Source organism: Streptomyces sp. NBC_00464, from assembly GCF_036013915.1.
Taxonomy (GTDB): Bacteria; Actinomycetota; Actinomycetes; order Streptomycetales; family Streptomycetaceae; genus Streptomyces.
This window is the reverse complement of the sequence record NZ_CP107899.1, coordinates 1,308,363-1,333,629: the sequence shown is the minus strand read 5'-3', so window position 1 is coordinate 1,333,629 and position 25,267 is coordinate 1,308,363. Positions and strand designations below refer to the sequence as shown.

21 protein-coding genes and 3 pseudogenes are annotated in these 25,267 nt (G+C 68.7%); 13 read left to right on the top strand and 11 right to left on the bottom strand.

The annotated features are described in order from the left end of the window. Positions 1-126: 126 nt before the first annotated feature. From OG912_RS05715 to OG912_RS05705, 3 genes are all read left to right on the top strand, one after another. Positions 127-819 carry a response regulator gene (locus OG912_RS05715; protein ID WP_148021380.1) on the top strand — a complete coding sequence of 231 codons (693 nt, stop codon included), beginning with the start codon at positions 127-129 and terminating at the stop codon, positions 817-819. Between the two features lie 85 nt (positions 820-904). Then, positions 905-1,321, top strand: coding sequence for an OB-fold nucleic acid binding domain-containing protein (locus OG912_RS05710; RefSeq protein WP_326739342.1), 417 nt, complete (start codon positions 905-907; stop codon positions 1,319-1,321). 3 nt (positions 1,322-1,324) lie between these two features. Further along, positions 1,325-2,080: a DUF3159 domain-containing protein gene (locus tag OG912_RS05705; RefSeq protein WP_327708464.1), complete on the top strand. Its 756-nt coding sequence runs from the start codon at positions 1,325-1,327 to the stop codon at positions 2,078-2,080. A 68-nt stretch (positions 2,081-2,148) separates the two neighbouring features. Here the strand turns inward: OG912_RS05705 and OG912_RS05700 are convergent, their stop codons facing one another. Together OG912_RS05700 and OG912_RS05695 are read right to left on the bottom strand one after the other, a co-directional pair. Next, a complete protein-coding gene (locus tag OG912_RS05700) occupies positions 2,149-2,826 on the bottom strand; it encodes a potassium channel family protein (protein WP_148021383.1) in 678 nt (225 codons plus the stop codon). After that, positions 2,826-3,494, bottom strand: coding sequence for a potassium channel family protein (locus OG912_RS05695; RefSeq protein WP_311309792.1), 669 nt, complete (start codon positions 3,492-3,494; stop codon positions 2,826-2,828). Before OG912_RS05695 ends, OG912_RS05700 begins: the two co-directional genes overlap by 1 nt. Positions 3,495-3,956: 462 nt before the next feature. On the opposite strand from OG912_RS05695, the gene OG912_RS05690 reads away from it, so the two are divergent. Together OG912_RS05690 and OG912_RS05685 are read left to right on the top strand one after the other, a co-directional pair. Continuing rightward, positions 3,957-6,005, top strand: a complete 2,049-nt coding sequence (locus OG912_RS05690) for an APC family permease (protein WP_327708463.1) — start codon at positions 3,957-3,959, stop codon at positions 6,003-6,005. A 140-nt stretch (positions 6,006-6,145) separates the two neighbouring features. Further along, the gene (locus OG912_RS05685; protein ID WP_327708462.1) at positions 6,146-7,549 is read left to right on the top strand and encodes a class I SAM-dependent RNA methyltransferase; all 1,404 of its coding nucleotides are present in this window, start codon (positions 6,146-6,148) and stop codon (positions 7,547-7,549) included. 357 nt (positions 7,550-7,906) lie between these two features. On the opposite strand, the gene OG912_RS05680 is transcribed toward OG912_RS05685, so the two are convergent. Beyond that, positions 7,907-8,704, bottom strand: coding sequence for a TetR/AcrR family transcriptional regulator (locus OG912_RS05680; RefSeq protein ID WP_327708461.1), 798 nt, complete (start codon positions 8,702-8,704; stop codon positions 7,907-7,909). A 57-nt stretch (positions 8,705-8,761) separates the two neighbouring features. Between OG912_RS05680 and OG912_RS05675 the strand changes: the two genes are divergently transcribed. From OG912_RS05675 to OG912_RS05660, 4 genes are all read left to right on the top strand, one after another. Then, the gene (locus tag OG912_RS05675) at positions 8,762-9,661 is read left to right on the top strand and encodes an NmrA/HSCARG family protein (RefSeq protein ID WP_327708460.1); all 900 of its coding nucleotides are present in this window, start codon (positions 8,762-8,764) and stop codon (positions 9,659-9,661) included. A gap of 257 nt (positions 9,662-9,918) precedes the next feature. After that, entirely contained in the window at positions 9,919-11,121 is a 1,203-nt protein-coding gene (locus OG912_RS05670; RefSeq protein WP_327708459.1) for an NAD(P)/FAD-dependent oxidoreductase, read from the top strand. A 33-nt stretch (positions 11,122-11,154) separates the two neighbouring features. Beyond that, on the top strand, positions 11,155-12,054 hold the full coding sequence (locus tag OG912_RS05665; RefSeq protein ID WP_327708458.1) for an RNA polymerase sigma-70 factor: 900 nt from the start codon (positions 11,155-11,157) through the stop codon (positions 12,052-12,054). A gap of 88 nt (positions 12,055-12,142) precedes the next feature. Continuing rightward, positions 12,143-12,580, top strand: a complete 438-nt coding sequence (locus OG912_RS05660; RefSeq protein ID WP_327708457.1) for a hypothetical protein — start codon at positions 12,143-12,145, stop codon at positions 12,578-12,580. Between the two features lie 73 nt (positions 12,581-12,653). Here OG912_RS05660 and OG912_RS05655 read toward each other — a convergent pair. Next, positions 12,654-12,962 (bottom strand): annotated as a pseudogene (locus OG912_RS05655) (transposase family protein); the annotation flags it as partial. Between OG912_RS05655 and OG912_RS40035 the strand changes: the two are divergent. Continuing rightward, positions 12,960-13,085, top strand: a pseudogene (locus tag OG912_RS40035) (RHS repeat-associated core domain-containing protein); the annotation flags it as partial. The pseudogenes OG912_RS05655 and OG912_RS40035 sit on opposite strands and share 3 nt — an antisense overlap. A gap of 157 nt (positions 13,086-13,242) precedes the next feature. On the opposite strand, the gene OG912_RS05645 reads toward OG912_RS40035, so the two are convergent. Together OG912_RS05645 and OG912_RS05640 are read right to left on the bottom strand one after the other, a co-directional pair. Then, positions 13,243-14,736 carry a UbiD family decarboxylase gene (locus tag OG912_RS05645; protein ID WP_327708455.1) on the bottom strand — a complete coding sequence of 498 codons (1,494 nt, stop codon included), beginning with the start codon at positions 14,734-14,736 and terminating at the stop codon, positions 13,243-13,245. Between the two features lie 69 nt (positions 14,737-14,805). Continuing rightward, positions 14,806-15,396 carry a non-oxidative hydroxyarylic acid decarboxylases subunit B gene (locus tag OG912_RS05640; protein ID WP_327708454.1) on the bottom strand — a complete coding sequence of 197 codons (591 nt, stop codon included), beginning with the start codon at positions 15,394-15,396 and terminating at the stop codon, positions 14,806-14,808. Between the two features lie 187 nt (positions 15,397-15,583). Here OG912_RS05640 and OG912_RS05635 point away from each other — a divergent pair, with 187 nt between their 5' ends. After that, the gene (locus tag OG912_RS05635) at positions 15,584-16,483 is read left to right on the top strand and encodes an AraC family transcriptional regulator (RefSeq protein WP_327708453.1); all 900 of its coding nucleotides are present in this window, start codon (positions 15,584-15,586) and stop codon (positions 16,481-16,483) included. Between the two features lie 94 nt (positions 16,484-16,577). On the opposite strand, the gene OG912_RS05630 is transcribed toward OG912_RS05635, so the two are convergent. From OG912_RS05630 to OG912_RS05610, 4 genes are all read right to left on the bottom strand, one after another. Next, a complete protein-coding gene (locus OG912_RS05630; protein ID WP_327708452.1) occupies positions 16,578-17,228 on the bottom strand; it encodes a hypothetical protein in 651 nt (216 codons plus the stop codon). 765 nt (positions 17,229-17,993) lie between these two features. Continuing rightward, positions 17,994-20,426 (bottom strand): BTAD domain-containing putative transcriptional regulator, encoded by a 2,433-nt coding sequence (locus OG912_RS05625; protein ID WP_443060951.1) that lies wholly within the window; start codon positions 20,424-20,426, stop codon positions 17,994-17,996. Between the two features lie 9 nt (positions 20,427-20,435). Then, entirely contained in the window at positions 20,436-20,702 is a 267-nt protein-coding gene (locus OG912_RS05615; RefSeq protein WP_327708451.1) for a hypothetical protein, read from the bottom strand. Positions 20,703-21,346: 644 nt separating this feature from the next. After that, the gene (locus tag OG912_RS05610; protein WP_327708450.1) at positions 21,347-21,625 is read right to left on the bottom strand and encodes a hypothetical protein; all 279 of its coding nucleotides are present in this window, start codon (positions 21,623-21,625) and stop codon (positions 21,347-21,349) included. Positions 21,626-21,871: 246 nt separating this feature from the next. On the opposite strand from OG912_RS05610, the pseudogene OG912_RS40030 reads away from it, so the two are divergent. Both OG912_RS40030 and OG912_RS05600 read left to right on the top strand, forming a co-directional pair. Further along, positions 21,872-22,339: pseudogene (locus OG912_RS40030) on the top strand (AAA domain-containing protein); the annotation flags it as partial. Positions 22,340-22,520: 181 nt separating this feature from the next. Further along, positions 22,521-23,921 (top strand): phospholipase D-like domain-containing protein, encoded by a 1,401-nt coding sequence (locus OG912_RS05600; protein ID WP_443060950.1) that lies wholly within the window; start codon positions 22,521-22,523, stop codon positions 23,919-23,921. A gap of 324 nt (positions 23,922-24,245) precedes the next feature. Here the strand turns inward: OG912_RS05600 and OG912_RS05595 are convergent, their stop codons facing one another. Next, positions 24,246-25,229 carry a polysaccharide deacetylase family protein gene (locus OG912_RS05595; RefSeq protein WP_327708448.1) on the bottom strand — a complete coding sequence of 328 codons (984 nt, stop codon included), beginning with the start codon at positions 25,227-25,229 and terminating at the stop codon, positions 24,246-24,248. Positions 25,230-25,267 lie beyond the last annotated feature (38 nt).

Here is a 25,267-nt window from a genome sequence, read left to right as displayed (position 1 = left end):
CAGCCCACGGACAGCACGTACGGCGCGGACGGCACGTACGGCGCGTACAGCACGTACAGCGCGGACGTACAGACCTACGTACAAACCTTCGTACAGACTCACGTACAGCAGAGAGGCAGGACCGCGATGACCCGGGTGCTTGTGGTCGACGACGAGCCGCAGATCGTACGCGCCCTCGTGATCAACCTGAAGGCGCGCAAGTACGAGGTGGACGCGGCGCCCGACGGGGCCACCGCGCTCCAGCTGGCTGCCGCGCGCCACCCCGACGTCGTCGTCCTGGACCTGGGGCTTCCCGACATGGACGGCGTCGAGGTGATCAGGGGGCTGCGCGGCTGGACCCGGGTGCCGATCCTGGTGCTCTCCGCCCGGCACACCTCCGACGAGAAGGTCGAGGCCCTGGACGCCGGGGCCGACGACTACGTCACCAAGCCGTTCGGCATGGACGAGCTGCTGGCCCGGCTGCGCGCCTCGGTGCGCCGGGCCGAGCCCGTCGGCCAGGACGGCGGCGACGAGGTCGTGCTCGTGGAGACCGAGGGCTTCACCGTCGACCTGGCCGCCAAGAAGGTCCACCGCGAGGGACGCGACGTACGGCTCACCCCCACCGAGTGGCACCTGCTGGAGGTTCTGGTCCGCAACAGCGGCCGGCTGGTCAGCCAGAAGCAGCTGCTCCAGGAGGTCTGGGGGCCCTCGTACGGCACCGAGACCAACTATCTTCGGGTCTACATGGCGCAGCTGAGGCGCAAGCTGGAGGCGGACCCCTCGCACCCCAGGCACTTCGTCACCGAACCGGGGATGGGCTACCGCTTCGAGCGCGCCTGAGGGCCCGCGGCCGGGCCCCGCGTCGCCCGTTCGAGTGAGACGGCGGCCACCCTCCAGGACCCCGGGAGACCGGTACCCTTCGGGTATGAGTGCTGTTCCTCGTTTCGAGAAGTCCCAGAAGGCCGAGCGGCCGTCCGGGCGCTTCCGGCGAATGCTCGACCGGCTTTCCAGCTCCCAGGAGGACCTGGAGTGCGAGGAGCTGGCGGAGGACTCGCAGGCATCGGGATGCACCCGGATCTCCGAGTGCAGCGACCGCCAGATCGTGAAGGTCACTGGTACCTTGCGGACGGTCACCCTGCGACCGCGCGCCGGAGTGCCCGCCCTCGAGGCGGAGCTCTTCGACGGCACCGCGCCGCTCGACGTGGTCTGGCTCGGCCGCCGCTCCATCGTGGGCATCGAGCCGGGCCGTAAGCTCATCGCCTCCGGCCGCATCGCCATGAGCCACGGGCGCCGGGTGCTGTTCAACCCCAAATACGAACTCCGACCGCTCGGCAAGGAGTAGCCGGTGACGTCTCTCGACAAGCCGACGTCCGATACGGACCGCACCACCGACCAGCAGGAGGCCGACGCGAAGGCGGTCACCGAGGCCGCGCTCTTCGAGGCCTTCGGCGGCATCCGGGGCATGGTGGAGACGGTCCTGCCCGGACTGCTCTTCGTCACGATCTTCACCATCGACAAGAACCTCACGAACTCGGCCATCGCGGCCGTCGCGGTGTCGCTGGTGCTCGTGGCCGTCCGGCTGATCCGCAAGGACACCGTCAAGCATGCCTTCAGCGGTGTCTTCGGTGTGGCCTTCGGTGTCGTCTTCGCGAAGATGACCGGCAACGCCAAGGACTTCTACCTGCCGGGCATGATCTACACGCTCGGACTGGCCCTGGCCTACCTGATCACCACGGTGGCCGGGCTGCCGCTGATCGGACTGATCCTGGGCCCGGTGTTCAAGGAGAACCTCTCCTGGCGCACCAGGAACCCCGGCCGCAAGAAGGCCTACGCCAAGGCCAGCTACGCCTGGGGCCTGATCCTGCTCGCCAAGTGCGCGATCCTCTTCCCGCTGTACTGGTGGGCCGACACCACCCAGTTCGGCTGGGTCCTGATCGCCCTGAAGATCCCGCCGTTCCTGCTGGCGGTCTACCTCACCTGGGTCTTCCTCGCCAAGGCGCCGCCGCCCATCGACGTCTTCGCCGAGATGGAGGCCGAGGAACAGGCCGAGAAGGCTCGTAAGGCGGCCGCCGCCGAAGCGGCCCGCGGCCAGGAGTACTGACACACACGAGACGAGAGGGGCCTGTTACCGCCGGCAGCGGTAACAGGCCCCTCTCCATGTGTCGCGTCTCAGCTCTCCGGGTCGCCCTGGCGCACCGACAGCAGGTCCTCCAGCTGCTCCTCGCGCGCCTGGGCGGCCACGAACAGCAGTTCGTCCCCGGCCTCCAGGGTCTCCTCCGTGCTCGGCGTCAGCACACGCTGCCCACGGATGATCGTGACCAGCGAGGTGTCCTCGGGCCAGGCGACCTCCCCGACCTGGGTACCCGCCAGCGCCGACTCCGGCGGCAGCGTCAGCTCGACCAGGTTCGCGTCGCCGTGGCTGAAGCGCAGCAGCCGGACCAGATCGCCGACACTCACCGCCTCCTCGACCAGGGCCGACATCAGACGTGGCGTGGACACCGCCACATCGACGCCCCAGGACTCGTTGAACAGCCACTCGTTCTTCGGGTTGTTCACCCGGGCGACGACGCGCGGCACGCCGTACTCCGTCTTGGCGAGCAGCGAGACGACCAGGTTCACCTTGTCGTCGCCGGTCGCCGCGATCACGACGTTGCAGCGCTGCAACGCAGCCTCGTCCAGCGAGGTGATCTCGCAGGCGTCCGCCAGCAGCCACTCGGCCATCGGCACCCGCTCGACCGAGATGGCGGTCGGCGCCTTGTCGACGAGCAGTACCTCGTGCCCGTTCTCCAGCAGCTCGGCCGCGATGGAACGTCCCACCGCACCGGCCCCGGCAATCGCGACGCGCATCAGTGACCGCCCTCCTCGGGGCCCTCGGCGAAGGCCGCCTCGACCTTCGCGATCTCGTCCGTACGCATCATCACGTGGACGAGGTCGCCCTCCTGCAGCACCGTCTGCGACGACGGCAGTATCGCTTCGCCCAACCGGGTGAGGAAGGCCACGCGCACGCCCGTCTCCTCCTGGAGGGTGCTGATCTTGTGGCCGATCCAGGACGGCGTGGTGTGCACCTCGGCGAGCTGCACACCGCCGCTCGGATCGCGCCACAGCGGCTCGGCGCCCGAAGGCAGCAGCCGGCGCAGCATCTGGTCCGCGGTCCAGCGCACGGTGGCGACCGTGGGGATGCCGAGGCGCTGGTACACCTCGGCACGCCGGGGGTCGTAGATCCTGGCCGCGACGTTCTCGATGCCGAACATCTCGCGTGCCACGCGGGCCGCGATGATGTTCGAGTTGTCGCCGCTGCTCACCGCGGCGAACGCGCCGGCGTCTTCGATGCCCGCCTCGCGCAGGGTGTCCTGGTCGAACCCGACCCCCGTGACGCGGCGGCCGCCGAAGCCGGATCCGAGGCGCCGGAACGCCGTAGGGTCCTGGTCGATGACGGCGACCGTGTGCCCCTGCTGCTCCAGGGTCTGCGCGAGAGCGGCTCCTACTCGCCCGCAGCCCATGATGACGATGTGCACCTTGCGCCTACCTCGCAGTCCTGGTCGTCCGGCTGACCTGCGAAAACACCCTGCTCATACTCATTCCTCGGCTGGCCGGGCAAACAATGGGGCAACGGTTCGTCCCGTTGCCCAGGATGAGCTTAAGCGGCGCCGGGTGCGTTGCCTCATTCGAGTGTGCTCATCTCGGGGGCACTGTGGCAAAGGCGACGTCCCCCGAAGTGTTCGAGCGGACTTTCGAAGGGCGTCAGAAGAGCACCAGAAGAGCACCAGAAGAGCACCAGAAGAGCATCCGAAGAGCATCCGAAGAGCATCCGAAGAGCGTTCGGACAGTGTTCGAGGGTGTTCAACGGCCTTTTGAGTGCCGACGGTGCAAGGATTCCGTTAAGGATTCCGTGGCTTTCCCGGCCGAGTGCAGGAGATTGCGGGGTCACGGGGGTGGTGCGTGGGCTCGTCCCATACGGAACCCTTACGATCCTCAGCGTGTCCAAACTGACCGACGTGCCCAAACGGATCCTGATCGGACGGGCCCTGCGCAGCGACAAGCTGGGGGAGACACTCCTCCCCAAGCGCATCGCGCTCCCCGTCTTCGCATCCGACCCGCTGTCCTCGGTGGCGTACGCACCCGGAGAAGTTCTCCTGGTGCTGTCCATCGCGGGTGTGTCGGCGTACCACTTCAGCCCGTGGATCGCGGTCGCCGTCGTGGTCCTGATGTTCACGGTCGTCGCCTCGTACCGGCAGAACGTGCACGCGTACCCGAGCGGCGGCGGCGACTACGAGGTCGCCACCACCAACCTCGGCCCGAAGGCCGGACTGACCGTGGCCAGCGCGCTGCTGGTCGACTACGTCCTGACCGTCGCCGTGTCCATCGCCTCCGGGGTCGAGAACCTCGGCTCCGCGATCCCGTTCGTCGTCGAGCACAAGACGGCCTGCGCCGTCGCCGCCATCGTGCTGCTGACGCTGATGAACCTGCGCGGCGTCAAGGAGTCCGGCAAGCTCTTCGCCATCCCCACGTATCTCTTCGTGGCCGGCGTCTTCATCATGATCATCTGGGGTGCCTTCCGGGGGCTCGTCCTCGGCGACACCATGCACGCCCCGACCTCGGCGTACACGATCAAGCCGGAGCACCAGGGCCTGGCGGGCTTCGCCCTGGTCTTCCTGCTGCTGCGCGCCTTCTCCTCCGGCTGTGCGGCCCTCACCGGCGTCGAGGCGATCAGCAACGGCGTCCCGGCCTTCCGCAAGCCCAAGAGCAAGAACGCCGCCACGACCCTCGCGGCGATGGGCCTGCTGGCCGTCACCATGTTCTGCGGCATCATCGGGCTGGCCATGGCCACCGACGTCAAGATGGCCGAGAACCCGGCGGAGGACCTGATCAACAACGGGACCCCGGTCGGTTCGAGCTTCGTCCAGGACCCGGTGATCTCCCAGGTCGCGGCAGCGGTCTTCGGCGACGGAACGTTCTTCTTCGTGATCCTCGCCGCGGCCACCGCCCTCGTCCTCTTCCTGGCCGCCAACACCGCGTACAACGGCTTCCCGCTCCTCGGCTCGATCCTGGCCCAGGACCGCTATCTGCCCCGACAGCTGCACACCCGCGGCGACCGGCTCGCCTTCTCCAACGGCATCGTGTTGCTGGCCGGCGCCGCGATCCTGCTGGTCGTCATCTACGGGGCCGACTCGACCCGGCTGATCCAGCTCTACATCGTCGGCGTGTTCGTCTCCTTCACGCTCAGCCAGACCGGCATGGTCCGGCACTGGAACCGGCACCTGCGCTCAGAGAAGGACCCGCTCAAGCGCCGCCACATGATCCGCTCCCGCGCGATCAACACCTTCGGCGCCTTCTTCACCGGCCTGGTGCTCGTCGTCGTCCTCGCCACCAAGTTCACCCACGGCGCCTGGGTCGCGCTGCTCGGCATGGTGATCTTCTACGGCACGATGACCGCGATCCGTAAGCACTACGACCGGGTCGCCGCGGAGATCGCCGCCGACGAGACCCCGTCCGACGAGACCGTCCGCCCCTCCCGGGTCCACTCGATCGTCCTGGTCTCCAAGCTCCACCGCCCCACCCTGCGCGCGCTCGCGTACGCGAAGCTGATCCGCACGGACCACCTGGAGGCGCTCTCCATCAGCGTCGACCCGGCCGAGACGAAGGCGCTCAAGGAGGACTGGGAGCGGCGTGGCATCAACGTCCCGCTGAAGATCCTCGACTCGCCCTACCGCGAGGTGACCCGCCCGGTCATCGAGTACGTCAAGGGGCTGCGCCGGGAGAGCCCGCGCGACGTCGTGAGCGTCTACATCCCGGAGTACGTCGTCGGCCACTGGTACGAGCACCTGCTGCACAACCAGAGCGCCCTCAGGCTCAAGGGCCGGCTGCTCTTCACCCCGGGTGTGATGGTCACCTCCGTCCCGTACCAGCTGGAGTCCTCCGAGGCGGCCAAGAAGCGGGCCCGTAAGCGCGCGGACTGGAGCGCTCCCGGCTCGGTGCGACGCGGCCCCGTGGAGCGCAAGCCCAAGGATCCGACGCACAAGGGCTGACGCGCGGTAGCTGCTCCTGCGGTATCCGTTCCTGGTAAGCGGCCGGACGACACCCACGTAGACTCGTAGGTTGTTGTCCGGCCGCTTTTCCTTTGCGCTCGTTCCCCCTGTTTCCCTTTGATCTCTGGAGCCACCCCCTCATGCAGAACGAATCCACTTCGCCGCAGGCCGGGGAATCGCAGACCGGGGAATCGCAGGCAGAGTCGGCGCAGACGGAGGAGACCCAGGCCGGGGAATCGCTCGTGGGGCAGGAGTACGAGGTCGAGGTCGGCCCGGTCGCCCACGGCGGCCACTGCATCGCCCGCACCTCCGAGGGCCAGGTCCTGTTCGTACGCCACACGCTGCCCGGCGAGAAGGTCGTCGCCAGGGTCACCGACGGCGCCACCGACTCCCGCTTCCTGCGCGCCGACGCGGTGCGGATCATCGAGGAGTCCAAGGACCGTGTGAAGGCGCCGTGCCCGTTCGCCGGCCCCGGCAAGTGCGGCGGCTGCGACTGGCAGCACGCCAAGCCGGGCGCCCAGCGCCGGCTCAAGGGCGAAGTGATCGCCGAGCAGCTCCAGCGCCTCGCGGGCCTCACCCCGGAGGAGGCGGGCTGGGACGGCACCGTCATGCCGGCCGAGGGCGACAAGCTCCCGCCCGGCGAGGTGCCCGCCTGGCGCACCCGCGTCCAGTACGCCATCGACGAGGACGGCCGCGTCGGCCTGCGCAAGCACCGTTCGCACGACATCGAGATCATCGACCAGTGCATGATCGCCGCGCCCGGCGTCTCGGAGCTCGGCATCGAGAAGCAGGACTGGCCCCAGATGGCCACGGTGGAGGCCATCGCCGCCACCGGCTCCAACGACCGCCAGGTCATCCTCACCCCACGCGAGGGCGGCCGCCTCCCGCTGGTCGAGCTCGACAAGCCCGTCTCGGTCCTGCGCGTCGACGAGCGCGACGGCGGAGTGCACCGCGTCCACGGCCGCGGCTTCGTCCGCGAGCGCGCCGACGACCGCACGTACCGCGTCGGCTCCGGCGGCTTCTGGCAGGTCCACCCGCAGGCCGCGGACACCCTCGTCCGGGCGGTCATGCAAGGCCTGCTGCCCCGCAAGAACGACATGGCGCTCGACCTCTACTGCGGTGTCGGCCTCTTCGCCGGCGCCATCGGCCAGCGCATCGGCGAGAAGGGCGCGGTGCTCGGCATCGAGTCCGGCAAGCGGGCGGTCGAGGACGCCCGCCACAACCTCAAGGACCTGGAGCGGGTCCGCATCGAGCACGGCAAGGTCGACCAGATCCTGCCCCGCACGGGCATCACCGAGTGCGACCTGATCGTCCTGGACCCGCCGCGCGCGGGAGCGGGCAAGCAGGTCGTCAAGCGCCTGTCGGGCCTCGGGGCACGCAAGATCGCGTACGTGGCCTGCGACCCGGCGGCGCTGGCGCGGGACCTGGCGTACTTCGCGGAGGGCGGCTACAAGGTGCGGACGCTGCGGGCGTTCGATCTGTTCCCGATGACCCACCATGTTGAATGCGTTGCGATCCTTGAGCCGGTCGCTAAGGGTGCCTGACCTGTGGTTTTGAGCGTGCGCGTTATGGGCGATGTCTTGACGCTGAAATGACGCCCGTGACGCTCATTTGACGCTCGTCCTGATGGAGTGTCAGGTGTGTTGCGTCGCTGGCCTGATAGGGAAGTCCGCGAGGCAGGGTGCCGAAGACTTCTGGTCAAACAGTCATGGTCAGCCACATCGGTAGAGGGCTCAGCAGGTTCTTGGTCTGCTGGTGATGCACGGCTCAGATGGACTTTGACCAGCGAAAGCAGCTCTGATCGCCAAAAGGCGTGGGCGGCCATCCAGATCGTGAACCTGCGGCGATCCGGCCGGGGGCGCCGTCGAGCTTGGGAACTCGGATTCAGGACGAGCCTTCCGCTAGGAACGCGTTGCCGTGCCGAGGCGGCGGCGATGCGCTCGTTGTCGGCAGGTCGCTCCGCAGTAGCGCGCCGGGCGCCCGGTGGACCGGGTCTTGAGCCGGACCCCGCATTCCTCGCACCGTGACGCTCCGTGAGGCGCGCGGGGAGAGTTACGAAACCCGCGCCCTTCCGTGACGAATGAGGAGGCCTGCAGGCTTTCGAGTGCCAGCCGCACCATGCGGGTGCCGCCGTTCCGGTCGCGGTGCGCGGCCCGTATCGTCGCGCACCCGACGGTGAAGGCCGCGACATCGTCCATGGTGACGTCGGTGCGGACCCCACCAGCCTGCTGTGCGGCGCGGAGCAGTTGGTCAAGTGCCTGGCGGAACCGCCGTGTCGATGCGGCCAGGAGCGGCCGTGGCCAGGTCGTTCGCGTGGTCAGGGCATCGCATGCGTGATTACGCCCGTGGGACGTTTCGACGATCTCCAGGAGGAAGCCGAAGAATGCCGCGGCAGGATCCGAGCGGGCCTCCCACTGCCGAGCGGTCTCCACCAGTTCGTCGACCTGTTGGACAAGTACGGCCTCCAGCAGAATCTCCTTACTGGGGAAGTGTCGGTACACGGTGCCGGCGCCGACCCCCGCCTGCCGTGCGATCGCGTCGAGTGAGAGGTCCGGGCCGTGCTCGTCCAACGCCTGCGAAGCGGCGGCGAGTGCCTTCCTGCGGTTACGGCGGGCATCGGCCCGACCGGCGTCCTGGGGAGCTGCGGGCATGTCACGTAATCCCTTGTCCGTGCCGCTGAAATGGGTGGAGCATTCCACATCGGCCCCGGGCCCGATCCGACTGGGCCCACCGACCATCCCGAGGCGGAGGACGATATGAGTAGTGACCTTTTGGTCGTCGTGACCGGTGCGACCGGTCGGCAGGGCGGCGCCACCGCACACCGGCTCCTGGCGGCCGGAAGGTCGGTTCGTGCGCTCGTACGGGACACGACGGCACCCGCCGCCAGATCACTTGAAGCCGCAGGAGCCGAGCTCGTGCGTGGCGACTTCGACGACCGTTCGAGTCTGCCTGCTGCGCTGGAGGGAGCAGCGGCACTGTTCGCCGTACCGCCCGTGGCCTTCGGACCGGCCGGTTCCGACGTGGAGCGTGAGTTCACCCGTGGCCGGGCCCTGATCGATGCCGCGGCGTTAGTGGGAGTCGAGCACGTCGTGTTCTCGGGCATCGCGTCCACGCCGGGTCGTCCAGGTGGCTCCGAGGGGAAGAGACGCATCGAGGACTACCTGCGTGAGCGGATCCGGTCGGTGACGGTTCTGCGCCCGGTACGGTTTATGTCGAACTTTCTCGGTTCGACGCCCATCGGTCTCGACGGCATCGCCCAAGGCGTGCACCGACACATTTTCCCGCCGGACGAACCTGTCCAGATCATCGCGGTGGAGGACATCGCCGAGTTCGCGGCGCTGGCTTTCGATCAGCCTGACCGGTTCGCTGGACGGAGTCTGGAGCTGGCCGGGGATGCCCCTACCCCTGTCGAGGCGGTCGCCGCGATCAGCGAGGCCACTGGTGCCGCCATTCGCTACGAGCAGATCACTCACGCCGAGGCGGCGGCACTCAACCCCGAGATCGTTCAGGTCCGGGAGCGCTGGGCAGCCGGATCGCGCTGGCATGCAGACATCGAGACCCTGCGCATCATCCATCCCGGACTGCGGACGCTCGGGGACTGGCTTGCCGAGTCCGGCGCCACCCTGCTGCGGAAGCAGCTCCTCAAAACCGCCTAGAACTTCGGCCGTCGGGCTGATCGTCCTCGTTCTGAGTAGTAGCAGACGCGCATCACGGTGCGTGGCCTGGGGGCATCCCGCTGCCAGCAGCAGCACTCTGTAGAAGGCCGTGTGCGCGTGGCCCTTGTGGGAGTCGTCGAGGAAGGCGCAGTCGGCGGGCCGGCAGAGCACGCGCATGGAGATCTGGGTCACACGATGTCACAGGGGGCGTGCGGGCGGTGTCTTGAGCTCGAACCGCTCGAAACGAGGGAGACATCATGTTTGAGAACACCGACGTCGTGGTGATCGGCGGGGGGTACGCAGGTGTCATGGCGGCCAATCGCCTGACGCGGCACGACGATGTGACCGTGACGCTGATCAACCCGCGCCCGACCTTCGTCCACCGGGTCCGCCTGCACCAACTGGTCGGCGGGACCGACGCCGCTGTCGTCGGCTACCAGGAGGTCTTGGCTGCGGGCGTGCGGTTGGTCGTCGACAGCGTGACGCGGATCGATGCGGCGGGGCGCGGTGTGGAGCTGGCGAGCGGTGGTGTGGTCGGTTACGACTACCTGGTCTACGCGGTGGGCAGTGGCAGCGCCGACCCTCAGGTGCGCGGGGCGGCCGAGTTCGCCTACCCGCTCGCGAGCCTGGAGGAGGCGCAGGGGCTGCTTCCGGTTCTTGAGGCCGCGCCCGCGTCGGCCGCGGTGACGGTGGTCGGAGCCGGTCCGACGGGCATCGAGACCGCCGCCGAGCTGGCGGATCAGGGCCGCAGCGTAACTCTCGTCTGCGGTGGGGTGCTCGGGCCGTACTTGCACCGGAGGGGTCGACGGTCGGTGGCCGGGCGACTGGCGGCGCTTGGGGTGAAGATCGTGGAAGGAGCCGCCGCGAGGGTGACGGCGGTGACACGGGATGCGGTGCGGCTTGCCGACGGCCGGGAGCTGCCCAGCGCGGTGACCATCTGGACCGCAGGCTTCGGCGTGCCGGACCTGGCCTCCCGCAGTGCGCTGAGCACCGATGCCCTGGGCCGCCTGCTCACGGACGAGACGCTGACGAGCGTGGATGACGACCGCATCGTCGCGGCCGGGGACTCGGCGGCACCGTCGGGTCTGCCAGTGCGGATGAGCTGCCAGACGGCGATGCCGCTGGGCGCGCGGGCCGCCGACACGGTGCTCAGCCGGTTGGCGGGTGAACAGCCCGAGACCCTCAACCAGTCGTTCGGAGCGCAGTGCATCAGCCTGGGCCGGGCCACCGGCATCTTCCAGTTCGGCAACAGGTCCGACGTCGCGGTCTGGTTCCACATCGGCGGTCGGCTCGGCGCGAAGATGAAGGAAGGCGTGTGCAAGGGCATCGTGAAGCACTTGGCTGACGAGGCACACAAGCCCGGTGGGTACAGCCTTCACCGCATGAAGGGAGGCTCCGGACGCCGGGAGGCATTGGAGGCCATGCGCTCCGAAGAGCCGGTTGCCGAACAGGTTTCCTAGATGCGGGCGGAACGGGAGGGAGAGGATCAGGTCATGAGTGATGATCACGCCATGGACGGCGCGACCGAGACATTCGTTGCGCACCGTAATCTGCTTTTCACCGTCGCGTACGAGATGCTCGGCTCGGCGGCCGATGCCGAGGACGTCCTGCAGGAGACCTGGTTGCGGTGGGTCGAGGTGGACCTTGAGCAGGTGCGCGACCAGCGTGCGTACCTGGTCCGGATCACGACGCGGCAGGCGCTCAACCGGCTGCGCACCATGTCCCGGCGCAAGGAGTCGTACGTGGGTCCGTGGCTGCCGGAGCCGCTGCTGACCACGCCGGACGTGGCCCAGGACGTCGAACTCGCCGAGAGCGTCTCGATGGCGGTGATGCTGGTCCTGGAAACACTGTCGCCGACCGAGCGAGCCGTTTTCGTGCTGCGGGAGGTCTTCGACGTCGGCTACGACGAGATCGCGGCGGCGGTCGACAAGACCCCGGCAGCCGTGCGTCAGATCGCGCACCGGGCACGTCGGCACGTCGATGCCCGGCGTCCGCGCAAGGTGGTCTCCCAGAGCCAGACTCGGGCGGCTTTGGAGTCGTTCCTGCAGGCACTGGAGGGCGGAGATCTGCAGGGCCTGCTCGACGTCCTCGCGCCCGAGGTCGTCTACATGGGCGACGGAGGCGGCGTTAGGCACGCTGCGCTGCGGCCGATCGCCGGCGCCGGCAAGGTGGCCCGTCTGTTGGTCGGCGGTCTCGGTAAGAACACGGTCCCGGTCGCCTTCGCCCACACCACGGTCAACGGCAGCCCAGCGCTGGCGATCCACCTGGACGGTGAGCTGGACGCCATCATCGCGACCCGCGTAGAGGGCGGCCGCATCACCGGTCTCTACGTCGTCCGCAACCCTGAAAAGCTGTCCCGCATCGCATCCGAGACCCCGCTCACCCTTCGATGAATGAGCGGTGGCTGATCAGCCATTCGGGGATCAGGCACCGTTCCTGCGGCCTCGTCGCCTGGAGACGCCTCGGCACCACACCTTCTGAGTGAGTGCCGACCCCCATACGCCAAGGGGGCTCGCGAGCATCCGAGTTGCATGCAAGCAGACCGTCGGTCCGTTCTATCTCACTGGAAAGATCATTCTTATGGAATCTCTTCGCTACGCGTTCCTCGTCTTCCACCTTTTCGGATTCGCCGCTCTCCTGGGCGGAATTTTCTACCAGGTGCGAGGCAAAGACCCGGTGACTGGCAGTTACATGGTGACCAGCGCGGTCGTCCAACTGGTCACAGGCGCCGGGCTGATCTGGACCCGCATATCGCTGGACTTGCCTGTGCCTCACGCCAAGATGGGCGTGAAACTGGCCCTGGACCTCCTCGTGGCGATGACAGCGTTGGTTGGCATGCGCAACAAGAAGACCTGGACCTTCTACGCCGTAGCGACGTTCACGGCGGCCGCAGCGGTCGTGGCCGTGGTATGGAAATAGCTGCAATGCCCTCGTTGCCCCGACCCGCCCGAATACGGCCTTATGCGGCACGCTTACTGAGCCTTTTCCAACCTCACGCTGACGCGTGGTGAAGGACAAGAACCGCCTGGACAATCGCGGTGATGCGGTTGGTGCTGAAGCGGAGCTTCCGCAGAAGGCGCCAGCCCTTCAGAGTGGCCATGGCCTGCTCGCCGAGGCAGCGGATCTTGGCGTGCGTGCTGTTGTGACGACGCTGCCACCGCTTGAGGCGACGGCCTCGGAACGGAACACGGACGGGGTGGCCGGCCCCCTGGTACGCCTTGTCCGCCCAGCACTTCAGCTCTGCCGCGGCGAGCGCGTCGATGATCCCGTGGGGCCGTGCGGCGGTCAGGTCGTTCTTCGCCACTACGCCCCGGAGACCGGCCGCTACGCCTCTCCCGACCCCCTCGGCCTCGCCCCCGCCCCGAACCCCGTCGGCTACGTGGACAACCCGAACACCGCGTCGGACCCGCTGGGACTGATGCCCAAGTACGCGAAGGCGCAGAAGGCGCAGAAGGCGCAGAAGGCGCGGGACGATGCCCTCAGCGCCATGGACAAGGTCATCGAAGGGCCGCAGGCGGCGGACTGCCAGGTGGTGCAGGCTGAAATCCGTGGGCACCGGCCGTGACGCTCAGTTGCCCGGGCTATGCGGACTCGTAGCCGTACCGGGTCCAGTTCGCGATCACGCTCCGCTGCAGGTCCTGCGGATAGGAGGTCAGGAACGACGCGGTCCCGCCACGGACTTCACCGCTGAACTCCTCGGGCCGTATGCAGCTCATGACCGACTTGCCGCCGTGGCCGGCGCGGATCTGCTCTGCGGAGAGGTAGGGCACCATCGGGATGCCGGGGGTGTCAGGGAAGACGTACTCGGTACCCGGGCGGTAGCGGGTCGCCAGGGCCCAGACGACCTGGCCGATATCGGTGACATCGATGTCGGAGCCGACCAGGATCACCTTGGGGACGAGCCACCCGGCGTGGGAGCCGAAGAGCACCTCAGCCACGTCTCGGACGAGTTCTTCTTCCGTCGTCTCGCGGGCGGCGAGCCGCTCGCGGTCGACGGAGACGACCATCCAGCACGTGGCGGCTTCGTACGAGCACCAGGCCAGGTCGACAGGAAGGCCGCGGGAGCGCAGCAGATCGGTCGCCTCCGCCGAGATCATGGTTCCCCAGACCGTGTGGTTCTCCTCGGGCGGGACTCCGGCCACGCACACGGGGAGGATCGCCCGGTCGCGAAAGGTCATGGCTTCCACGTGGAAGAGCGGCTGCGGCTTGCCGTCGGGGAACGAGTAGCCGTGGTACTCGCCCATCGGCCCCTCGGGGCCCGTCTCGTCCGCGCTGATGTACCCCTCCAGAACGATCTCCGCGTTCGCCGGCACGTACAGTCCGTTGGTCTCCGTCCGGACGACCTCCACGCCGCTCCCGCTGAGCGCACCCACGTAACCGTCCTCGTCGACTCCCATCGGCAGCGGCATGCCCGCCGCCGCCAGCGCGGCCGGAGGTGCGCCGAGGACCATCGCCCATGGAGTGGGCCGGTCCAGCTCGCGCCACATCTCACGGATCATGCCGACGTGCTGCTGCGGCATGGCCGGGCCGACCAGGGTGGTGCGGTCGTGCAGCATCGTCCGGGCGACGGACCAGCTCGTCCACCGGCCGTCAGGGCTCTGGACCACGTGAAACCCGTAGGTGCCGACGTACCGGCCGCCGTCTTCCCGATGCAGCAGCGGAACCGGAAGCCGCTCCAGGTCGACGTCCTCGCCGAGCAGGATGTTCTCCTTGCAGGGGCCGGTTGGAACGACCTGCGGGGGCACCGGATCGGCGTGCATGGCCGCGACGAGCTTCTCAAGGATCTCCCGCGCCGAGCTGTGGCTCGGCAGACCGACGTGGGCGGCGAGCCGGCCGTAGGCGCCGTGCTCGTCGCTGCTCAGGCCTGCCGGGGCGCCGAACACCCGCATCCCCTTATCGCCCGCCGAGACAGAGGCGAACAGCGGGGCCGGGGAGCGGGTTTCGTAGACCCTCCGGGTCACCGCGCCGATCTCCAGGTCCGGGTCCACCGTCCGGTCGATCTGCACGGCGTCCCCGCGGCGCAGCAGTTCGTCCACGAAGTCGCGGAAGTTGAGGGCAGCACCATGCTGCGTCATGAGGTTCTCCTTGGGTTCGAGTGGCAGGTCGGTGCGGTCGTGAGGGGGCGGCCGCCGTGCCGGGACGCTTCAGGCGGCCGGCGTCCGCAGCCGGGCTTCGCGCATGCCCTCCCACCGCCGCGCCCGTGGTGCGGCGAGACCGAACTGGTCGAGCACGCGGCTCACAAGGTGATCGACGATGTCGTCCACCGAGGCCGGATGGTTGTAGAAGGCGGGCATCGGGGGCACGATGCGCGCACCCATCCTGGACAGCGCCAGCATGTTCTCCAGGTGGATCTTGCTCAGCGGCGTCTCCCGGGGCACGAGCACCAGCGGCCGGCGCTCCTTGAGCGTCACGTCCGCCGCCCGGGCCACCAGACCCTCGGCGTAGCCGGTCCGCACACCCGCGAGTGTCTTCATGCTGCACGGCACGATCACCATGCCATCGGTCGGAAACGACCCCGAGGAGATCGAGGCACCCTGGTCCGCCGGGTCATGGAAGACGTCCGCCAGCTCCGCCACCTCCCGCGCCGAACGGCCGGTCTCCAGCTCGACGGTGCTGCGGGCCCAGCGGCTGAGCACCAGATGTGTCTCCACCTCGGCAAGGCCCCCAAGCGCCTCGAGCAACCGCACACCCAGGATCGCGCCGGTCGCTCCTGTCATCCCCACAACCAATCGCATGGCAGCACCTTCCCTCGTCCCGCCGGTCGTCCACGGGCCACGGAAGGAACCGTTTCAGTCGCCTGGCTCATGGATCGTGAATCGAGGTCTCATGCCCTCTGACCAGCCATGTCCTAGACTCTAGGAGGAAGAACGGGGCGCTTCGTGATGGAAAACGGCTCCATGATGTGCAAAAGGAGACGTACTCATGGCAGGGATTCCGCAGCTGGCCTTCCCCCGGAAACCAGGAAGCCTGCCCGGCGTGCAGGTGCTCGGTCTTCACGAGCTGCTCGATCTCGCCGCCGGCTTCACCGGCAGCCCCTTCGCTCCGCTGCGCCCCGGTTTCCATCTGCTGTTCACGCTGCACACCGGCCACCTGGTGTGCTCGGTCGACGCCACCGAGTGTCTGGTGACCAGCGGCAGCTGGCTGTGGGTGCGCCCCGGCCAGGTCCTCCAGCTGGGAGCGGGAACCCTGGAGACCGATGGAACAGCGGTCCTCTTCATGCCGCACGCCCTGGGAACGGATGCGGGAGCCGCCATCGGACTCGACCAGCGTGCTTGGCGACTCCCGGTCGCCCTCCCCGCGCCGGTCGACGCGCAGGTACGCCAGCTGCTGGACCTCCTTGCCGACGAGTACCGGCAACTCGGGCTGCTCCCGCTGGAGGCCCACGCCGAGGTCGTCCGCCATCTGCTCACCGCGCTCCTGCTCAGGCTCACGCACTTGCCATCCACTCCCCGGGGGCCTGCCGCGGGCAGCGCGGCCTTCCACCGGTTCCACCAGGCGGTCGAGGACGGCTACCGGCGCAGCCACAAAGTGGCGGATTACGCGGCAGAGTTGGGCTACAGCGTCCGCAGCCTCAGCCGGGTGACGCACGCCGCCGTCGGCTTGAGCGCGAAACGCTTCATCGACGACCGGGTCCTGCTCGAAGCGCGGCGGATGCTGGTGCACACGGACTTGACCTCCGCGTCCGTCGCGGACCGGCTCGGCTTTCCGACCGCAACGGCATTCAGCCGCTTCTTCCGCAACCGCACGGGCGAGACGCCCGCGGAGTTCAGCGAACGCATGCGCCTTCGTAGCCGTCCTCCGGTACTGATCGAGGACTCCTGACCAAACCAGTGGGCTTGACCGGCTGCCGCCTCCACAGGGAGGTGGACGATCCGTCCGGACCCGTCCGGGGGGCGGGCCCGCCCCCCGGACGGGCTCAGTCCCTGAGGAAGGCTCCCTGGGAACAAGGGCGGCAGACGAAGACGTAGCCCAGATCGCCGCCCAGGTTCATTGCGCTCCGCAGGTCGATCCCCTCCTCCAGGTGGGCTGCGAATTCCATGACGCCGGAGCAGGAGGGGCACTCGGGCAGCCGGTCGTCCCCAAGGCAGGAAGGGCTGCCGCCGAGCGATCCGAGAACCTCCCGCTGTTTCCCGAACCGTTCGCCGGGCTCCCACTTCCACCCGCCACGGGCGAGGTCGTACGCGTCGGGCGGGAGACCGTCCTCGTCGGCCTCCTCGGGTTCGAGCGGCACGACCGCGGTCGTGATCGCCGACACTGCGGGCAGCAGTGTCACACCCTCCTCGGGCACGGCCACCGGTACGAGTCCCGCAGACGGGAAGAGCAGGACCCGATTCGCCCCGGAGACCGGATCGTGCGTGTCGCAGGCGCCCGGATCGTTCTGGCACACGAACACCGACAGGACGCCGTACTCGACCGGCAGATGCGCGAAGAACTGCATCGGCCCTCCGCAGGTGTTGCCACATATCGGCCAGGCGGTCCCGGCAGGGGCCAGCGGCACACCCCCGGTGCGCAGTACGTCCGCATCGGGCGCCGCTGTGCCGTTGTAGATCATCAGAGTTGCTTGCATGGAGCCAAGGCTAGGCCGCGAGCGCGTCGGCCGGCAGGGTCGTGGCGGAACCCTGCCGCCGGGGCAGCCCGCGCGAAGCGGTCGGCACCGTGCTGTCGGACTTCACGCCTTTGAACCGGGCCCGCCCTCCTCGGTCAGGAATCCGGGCGGTGGTGGGGGAGGCAACCCCGGTCCCTGCTCCAAAAGGCGGCGGAGGTGCGGTGGTACCGGAGCTTTGGCAGACGGGCTCGCGGCGCCACGCTCCGGGTAACAGGCCGGCGTACCGCTGCTGACATGTACCAGCCCTGTCTCCGGTGGGCCCCCCACGAGGGGTTGGTGTTCGTACTCGGTCTCTTGTCCACAGTTGACGCAATGCATGTCTTGCACCTGTTCCTGGGTCGGCCACCGCACGCTACTTGACCGGACCGGTGTGGCTGCGGACTCGACGGAATGTTCCCGGAGATGCGTACCCCGCCACGTTGGCCTCAGCGGTCGGCGCCACCGCCTGTCGGTGGCAGTACGTCGACTGCGTACGAGCCCTTGTACGGCAATGTCTCGATGGGCTCCCGCTCGCGGAGGTCCAGCAGGGCGCGCCTGAGGTCCGGTCGGCGACGCCGTGAATCTCGGCGAGCCGCACGATCCCGGGCAGTGCTGTCTCGACGCTTGAATGACGCTCGTAACGCCCGTTGTGGCAGGACGTCACCTTGCTGATTGTGCCGGTCGCGCCGACTGGGAGGCGCGCTCCCCAAGGCTGGTTCTGCGGGAGTGGCCGATAGCGAATCGGAGTCATGGAGTGCGGAGCGAGAGTGCGAAGAGTCGCGCCAGAGCGTGCACTTGATAGTGGTCTGGTCCTATGGCCATGAGCAGACCGGCATCGATCAGTCCTTCCAGGAGAGTCTGTACCTGTATGGGGCTCCGGTCGAGGAGACTTGTCGATTCGGACAGGGACAGCAATACGCTGGTCGATGTGCTCAACAGCCGGAAGGCGCGTGCTTGCTCAGCATGCAGCTGGGCGTAACTCTGCTCCATGGCAGGTCGCACGGCCAGATCGCCGGCCTGTAGTTGAGCCAACCGGCCGGTCTCATCCGCGAGTAGTGCTGCCAGTCTCGCGATGCTCCACGTGCGGCGGGCCGCCACGCGGGAGGCGGCAATGCGGATGGCCAGAGGCAGGAAGCCGCAGGCGGCAATCACGTATCGGGCCTCACTGCGCTCCGAGTCGACTCGTTCACGACCCACGATCCTGGTGAAGTGCTCGAATGCCTCCTCGGGGGACATGACGTCGAGGTCGACGAGGTGCGCGCCGGCCAGGTCGACCATCCGGACGCGGCTCGTGACCAGGGCGGCGCAGCCCGCCGTGCCGGGCAACAGGGGGCGGATCTGCGCCGTGTCGTGGGCGTTGTCCAGGAGGACGAGGACGCGGCGGCCGTCCAGGGTGGAGCGGTAGAGCGCGGCGCGCTCGTCGAGTGAGTCGGGGACCGCCGAATCCGGTACGCCCAGCGCACGCAGGAACGCCCCGAGGACCGTCCTGGGCTCGGCAGGCCGGGAGCCCGCGCCCTGGAGGTCGACGTAGAGCTGGCCGTCGGGGAAGTACCGGCGGGCCTGGTGCGCCACGTGGATCGCCAGGGTCGTCTTGCCGACGCCGCCGATGCCGGAGACGGCGGTGACGCCCTCCGCGGCGGCAAGGTGATCGCCGAGCTCCCGGACGAGCGCGGTGCGGCCGGTGAAGTCGGGGACGGTCGAGGGGAGTTGTGCGGGACGAGTCGGGGCTGCCGTCCCCGGGGCGGGTTCGTCCGCCGGGCGGGCCAGTTCTTCGTCGGCGCGCAGGATGCGCTGCTGGAGCTGGGCCAGCTCGTGGCGAGGGTCCACGCCGAGCTCGTCGGCGAGCAGCCGGCGGGTGTCCGCGTAGACGGCCAGCGCCTCCGCCTGCCGGCCACTGCGGTACAGGGCCACCATCAGCAGTTCACGCAGGCGCTCCCGCAGCGGGTGCGCCGCGGTGAGTGCGGTGAGTTCGGAGATCGTCTCCGCGTGGTGGCCGAGCTCCAGATCCAGATCGAGACGGGCCTCGGTGAGTTGGAGCCGCCACTCCTCCAGCCGGGTGCGCTGGTTCTCGGCGTGCGGGCCGGGCAGCGAAGTCAGTGCCTCTCCGTCCCAGAGGGCGAGTGCCCCGTTGAGAAGGGCCCTGGCCCGGTGGCGGTCGCCGGAAGCTCGAAGCTTCTCCGCCTCGGCCGCCAGGTCCTCAGCCATGGTCAGGTCCAGCGCCTCGCGCTCGACGTGCATCGCGTAGCCGCCCGATTCGCTGGCCAGGACGAGCGGGCCCAGGACCTTGCGGAGCCGGGAGGCGTAGGTGCGCAGCGCAGCCAGTGCCTGGGAGGGAGGGTCCTCGCCCCAGATGGCGTCGATCAGTTCGCCGGCCGTGGCGGTGCGCCCGTGCCTCATGAGCAAGGCCGCCAGCAGGGCGCGCTGCTGCGGCGAGCCGGATGGCAGCGTCTCGCCGCCCCGCCTGGTCCGTACCGGACCGAGCACGGAGAACTGGAGCTCCGGCGGTGGCCCCACGAGTGTCGCTGCCACGCCGACAGGCCCGTCGCTCGCGCGTATCTCAGGCCGCGTCGTCACGGCCGCCGGTTCCACACCGGTCGGTCTCTGTGGCGGCGGAGGGAGCACAGGGATTTCCTGGCCGAGCACGCGCCGCCAGGCGTCGATCCACAACGGATGCTCGGCCGGTCCGATCGAGCACGCCCTCAGAAATCCCGTCAGCTGATGGACATCGCGTGGCACGGTCCGGCTCCGCACGATGCGATGCGCTGTGCTGTGCGGGAGACAGCCCGTACCCGCCTGCCTCTCCATCTCACGCATCGACGGACGGCCGGCCAGCTCGTACAAGGTGCGCAGCCCGGCTTTGAACGAGCCGATGCCATCGATCGTCAGTGGATTCGGCGATCCTCGCGGCGGGCCGCCGGAGCCGCGGACACAGGCCAGCTGCCACAGTTCCACGGCCCTGTTCTCCGACGCACCGCAAGCCCGCGCGTACATCCGTACGCTCTGCACAGTGGGGATCGACCGACCTGATGCCGCCCGTTGAAGGGTCGTCGCATGGCATGCGGAACGGGTAGCCAGATCCGCATACGAGTATCCGCGGGCCGATCGTTGGTCGCGCAGCCATTGGGCCAACGCGACCAGTGCCTTGTTCGACGAGGCGATCGGCCTCTCCTTACGCCCCACCAGCGATGCTCAGGCGGTGGTGAACGCGTGCAGGACGCGGGCGAACATGCGGCCCGGCGTCCGGCTTCCTCCCCGCACGGCCATCAGTGTGCCCGCCGCCACCACCCCGGCGCCGCTCAGTACGGACAGGACCGACGACAGTCCCAGACCAGTCGTGGACAGCCCGCAAGCCAGCACGGTGATTACCACGATGACGACGGCATCGGCGGTGGAGAGCTGGTTGCGGCGGGGTTCACCGTGCACCACACAGCGGGCCGGAACGGATGAATGCGACATGGTCGTGTCTCCTGATATCGAGAGGCTCCCACGCGTCACGGCGCGAGAGCGTGTGCGGGCTCCAAGTCCTGGTGTCCGAAGGGCGTTTGCCGACGCCGGTCGGACTTGCATCGTGCCATTGGGCCGGCCGATCGAGGGATACCCTTCAAGTCGATTGATGCGTGGGTGTCCACGCCGATGCTTTCTGTCAACGCAGCAGTTCTGGAAGCCCTCGCGGCCTCGACCAGCAGGTTTGTGTCAAGGAGCGGAATCGTCGCCGGTTGGACAGCGTTTAGATGCAGGGATCATCCCAATCTCCTGGGAGTGAGTTCATCAATCATTCAGGGCCGGGCGGCACTCTTTCCCAGCGTAGATACACCCCTCCTGACAGTTGCGGGCTCCACCGACGACGATCAGGAACCCCGGCGCGATCACGTTGCCGCGTGAGACCGTCTCCGGCCGGCGCCCTCAGCTGAGGGCGCCGGCCGGAAAGCCGGCGGCCATCGGGCGCGCCTCGCCGAGCTGAGGCCTCATGGCCTAGGACCGTGTTCCTTTCGGCGGTGCCGTCGGCGCTCTTGCAGCCACGAGGCTGCGGACCGAACAGGCTGTGGGCACGGGAAGGCAGTAGCTGCCGTGCTGCCTGTACGTGTGGTCAGGTCAGTTGGTCATGTTGCCCAGGACTGGGACTGCTGGAGCTGGAGGCAGGCCTCGTACGGTTCGATGCGGAGGCCAGGGCCTTGGTGACCGAGCCGTTCGGTGATGCGGCGTCGCGCGATGTACGGGTGTCGGAACTGAAGAAGGCCGCCCGGGAGGTCGGCCAGAGCCTGGCGGTGGCCGAGCAGGGCCTGAACAGGGCGCTGAAGGACCGGGACGACGCCGAGGACTCCCGCCACCTCTGGAAGCAGGTCGACGCCCTCCTCGACGAGGCCGACGGGGTGGAACACGCCGCCACGGCAGCCGAGTCCGCGGCTCTTCAAAGTAGAGAGCGGCTGCGCGAGACGCAGCGCGCCCTGCGCGAGCTCGAGAACCGGACAGGGCTCGCCAAGCTGCGTTCACGAGCTGAGCGAACCGGCGCCCAGGCCGCGTGCGGTGAGGCGGGAGTCCAGTTCCGGGAGGCGCACGACCATGCCCTCAAGGCCCGCGACATCGCGGATCGCCGCCGGGCCCGGATCGCGGTCCAGGCCGAGGAGATGACTCGGGCGATCCCCTTCTCCGACACCGAGATCGACCGACGTGACAAGGCGGCGCGCGCCGCCGCCGCCCGCCACCGCACCCAGACCCGGTCGCTGGGCGAACTTCGTACGGCTCTCGCCACGGCCGAGGACGAAGCCGGGCGCGCGCACCTCGCCGAGACGCTCATCGCCACCGCCGAGGAACAGGGCTGGCCCGCCCGGCAAGGGAAGGCCGAGGTTCTGCGTTCCATCGTCGCCTCCGAAGCGGCTCGGAAGGGCCCGCTGGAGGAGCGGTACAAGCAGATCCAGCAGGAGTACGAGCGCCTCGCCCGTGACGCGCAGGGCGAGATCATCAAGAACGCCCGCCTCGTCGCCACGACCCTGGCCCGCTTCCGTACCAACCGGCATGTCTTCTCCGGTCACTACGACGTGGTCCTCATCGACGAGGTCGGCGCCGCCTCCCTGCCCGAGGTCCTGCTCGCCGTCTCCCACGCCCAGCAGGCGGCCGTGCTCCTCGGGGACGTCATGCAGCTGGGCCCGGTCGTTCCCCGAGCGCTGAAGGACAAGAGGCGCCCTGACATCCAGCGCTGGCTGGTTCCTGACGTGTTCCAGCACTGCGGCATCACCGACCCGGCGGCAGCGCGCACACCCCGCCTGTACGACTCTGGTGACCCAGAACCGGTTCGGCCGTGCCGTGATGGGCCTCGTGAACGGCCTGGCCTACGGCGGTGTACTCCAGGCCGGCCCCGTCGTGCCGAGTTCCAGGAGCCCCGAGGACCCGCAGATCGTCCTCATCGACACCGACGGGCTCCACGAACTCGCCCATGTCCATCTCACGGGCCCGAGCAAGGGCTGGTGGCCCGCGGGCCCCCTCATCTCCCGGGCCCTGATCGATCTGCACGGCGGGGACGGCGAGACCACGGGCGTCGTGACCCCGTACGGAGACCAGGCAGAGGCCACGCTGGAGGCGCTTCGCGACATCGAACGGGATGGTGGTCCGAGCGCCGAGGTCGGCACCGCGCACCGGTTCCAGGGCAGGGAGTTCCCCATCGTCGTCTTCGACACAGTCGAGGGCGAACACAGCAGGCCGCTGTGGATGGCGAAGGCATCGCGCGCACCGGAGGCGAGCGACTGGATGCGCAGCGGGGTCAGGCTGTTCAACGTGGCCATGACCCGTGTACAGACTCGTGTGTACGTCATCGCGAGCGGCAGCCGCATCCGGGAGGTGGCACGGAAGGCGCCGGATTCCCCGTTCGGACAGCTGGACGCCCTCATCGGCACGTCCGGAGTGCGGGTTCTCCCCGCCAAGTCCCTGATCACGCCGCCCGAGCTGCACGTGCCACGCGGGGAGTTCGGCGACCGTCTGGCGGAGGTCCTCTCACGGCACGTGGAGGTCAGTGATGTCGACGACGAGACGATGTTCTACGCGTCCTTCGTCGCCGCCATCAGAAGCGCGCGGACATCCCTGTGGCTGTGGACCCCCTGGGTGGCCAGGCGCGTCCGGATGATCCTTCCGGAGCTGCGTGCGGCGGTCGACCGGGGTGTACGGGTGACCGTTTTCGTCCGCGACCCCAGTGACCAGCTCCAGAAGAAGCCGGCGAACCTGTCTCTCGTCGAGGACCTGCGTGCGGTCGCCCATACGATCGTCCCGATGCACGTCATGCATCAGAAGATCGTGGTCGTGGACGAGAGGACCGTGATGCTCGGCAGCCTCAACGCCCTGTCGCAGAGCTGGACCCGCGAGGTGATGGTCACGATGCGCGGCGCCTACTTCGCCCGCAAGATCCTCACTCACGAGCATGCCGAGATCTTCGCCCGCCCGCCGAAGTGCCCCCGGTGCGGGCAGGACGACATCGAGATCGGGCGCGGTGCGAAGGAGAACTGGTACTGGCGCTGCTACAACAGCCGGTGCCCTACGGGTGGCGGCAACAAGGCATGGAAGAAGGACATCGACCTCTGGCGCCGCCCGGGCAGCGAGAGTGCCTCAGGCCCGCCAGGACCTCCTCGCGTTGGACCGCCTCCACCGGCTGCCGCAGGCACTTCGGTTCCGCGCCCCAGACGTACGTGATCGGCCTGGTACGGATAGTGGCCCGTCATCATGAAGGGCAGCACCGCCCCGAGCGCGTACACATCAGAGTGGCCGAGGCCGCGGCCCCGACGACGAAACCGATCTGTACCGGGGCCGTGAGCCGTACCGCGCCCCCGGCGGTGAGTTCCCAGTCGGTCCGGAGGCTGGGAACCACCGCCGACATGGAGAACCACACGGCGAGGCCGAGCACGTGCACCGCGGCGATTGCACCGCGTTGCACGACGATGTTCACGCCTACCCTCGGGTGCGGCGGATCATCTCCGCTCAGCCGTGGAAGCCACCCGGTCATGGTGCGGCAGGTCGTCAGCCCGTGCTGCACGAGACCGTCGGCCAGGTCCAGGATCCGTTGGTCTGAATCGTCACCCCCCAGGTGTTTCCACTGCCGTTGGGCTTCGCGGTCAGGACCTGGGCGCTGGGGTAGGAGGTGCTGACGTTCCAGGTGGAGAGGATCTTCTCGGGGGCCGGGACGTTCATGGTGACGGTCCAGTTGCCGGCGCCGGTGACGGAGACGCTGAGGTTGTAGCGGTCGCTCCACTGCTGTCCGGCGGAGAGTGTCGCGGTGCAGCCACCGGTGCCCCCGCCTCCGCCGGTGCTGCCGTCGGGCGCGACGGCTCGTCCGGTCTGCGGGGAGATCATGCCTGAGCAGAGGCCGCGGGATGCGAGCGACTGAGCGATGCGCGGGATCGCGGCGAGGGTGTTGGCCGGCCACTCGTGCATCAGGATGACCTGACCGTCGGTGAGTCGTCCCACGGCCTGCACGATCGCGTCGCTGCTGGCACCGTTCCAGTCCTGCGAGTCGACGTCCCAGATCACCTCCGTCAGTCCGTACTTGGCCTCGACGGCCTTGAGGGTGGAGTTGGTCTCTCCGTACGGCGGCCGGAACAGCTTCGGCGTGCCTCCGCCCGCGTTGGCGATGGCCTGCTGGGTCCGGGAGACCTCCGAGTCGATCTCGGCCTGGCTCTGCTGGATGAGATGCGGGTGTGTGTAGCTGTGGTTGCCGACCCACATGCCGGCATTGATCTCGGCCTGCACCTGGCTCGGGGCGGAGGCGGCGTACTGCCCCTCGTTGAACATGGTGGCCCGCAGGCCGTTCTGCTTGAGGGCGTTGAGCAGGGCGGGGGTGTGGTCGTTGGACGGGCCGTCGTCGAAGGTCAGGCCCACGTAGCCGTTGCAGGCGGCGGCCTGTGCGGGAGCGGCGGTCGTGGCGGTCAGGCCCAGGGAGGCCGTCGCGGCGAGAGCGAGCCCGGCGGCCAGGGCGGTCGGGCGACGGCGGGGAAGGAGATGCATGGAGGTCCTCCTGGTGGCGGAGGTCCGGCCACGCCGAA

What these genes read in the sequence shown, in the direction of transcription:
- OG912_RS05615 (WP_327708451.1), bottom strand. Translation starts at nt 20,702, where the DNA reads ATGTCGCATTCATCCGTTCCGGCCCGCTGTGTGGTGCACGGTGAACCC.
- OG912_RS05700 (WP_148021383.1), bottom strand. Translation starts at nt 2,826, where the DNA reads ATGCGCGTCGCGATTGCCGGGGCCGGTGCGGTGGGACGTTCCATCGCG.
- OG912_RS05670 (WP_327708459.1), top strand. Translation starts at nt 9,919, where the DNA reads ATGTTTGAGAACACCGACGTCGTGGTGATCGGCGGGGGGTACGCAGGT.
- OG912_RS05665 (WP_327708458.1), top strand. Translation starts at nt 11,155, where the DNA reads ATGAGTGATGATCACGCCATGGACGGCGCGACCGAGACATTCGTTGCG.
- OG912_RS05645 (WP_327708455.1), bottom strand. Translation starts at nt 14,736, where the DNA reads ATGACGCAGCATGGTGCTGCCCTCAACTTCCGCGACTTCGTGGACGAA.
- OG912_RS05685 (WP_327708462.1), top strand. Translation starts at nt 6,146, where the DNA reads ATGCAGAACGAATCCACTTCGCCGCAGGCCGGGGAATCGCAGACCGGG.
- OG912_RS05710 (WP_326739342.1), top strand. Translation starts at nt 905, where the DNA reads ATGAGTGCTGTTCCTCGTTTCGAGAAGTCCCAGAAGGCCGAGCGGCCG.
- OG912_RS05675 (WP_327708460.1), top strand. Translation starts at nt 8,762, where the DNA reads ATGAGTAGTGACCTTTTGGTCGTCGTGACCGGTGCGACCGGTCGGCAG.
- OG912_RS05635 (WP_327708453.1), top strand. Translation starts at nt 15,584, where the DNA reads ATGGCAGGGATTCCGCAGCTGGCCTTCCCCCGGAAACCAGGAAGCCTG.
- OG912_RS05630 (WP_327708452.1), bottom strand. Translation starts at nt 17,228, where the DNA reads ATGCAAGCAACTCTGATGATCTACAACGGCACAGCGGCGCCCGATGCG.
- OG912_RS05595 (WP_327708448.1), bottom strand. Translation starts at nt 25,229, where the DNA reads ATGCATCTCCTTCCCCGCCGTCGCCCGACCGCCCTGGCCGCCGGGCTC.
- OG912_RS05715 (WP_148021380.1), top strand. Translation starts at nt 127, where the DNA reads ATGACCCGGGTGCTTGTGGTCGACGACGAGCCGCAGATCGTACGCGCC.
- OG912_RS05640 (WP_327708454.1), bottom strand. Translation starts at nt 15,396, where the DNA reads ATGCGATTGGTTGTGGGGATGACAGGAGCGACCGGCGCGATCCTGGGT.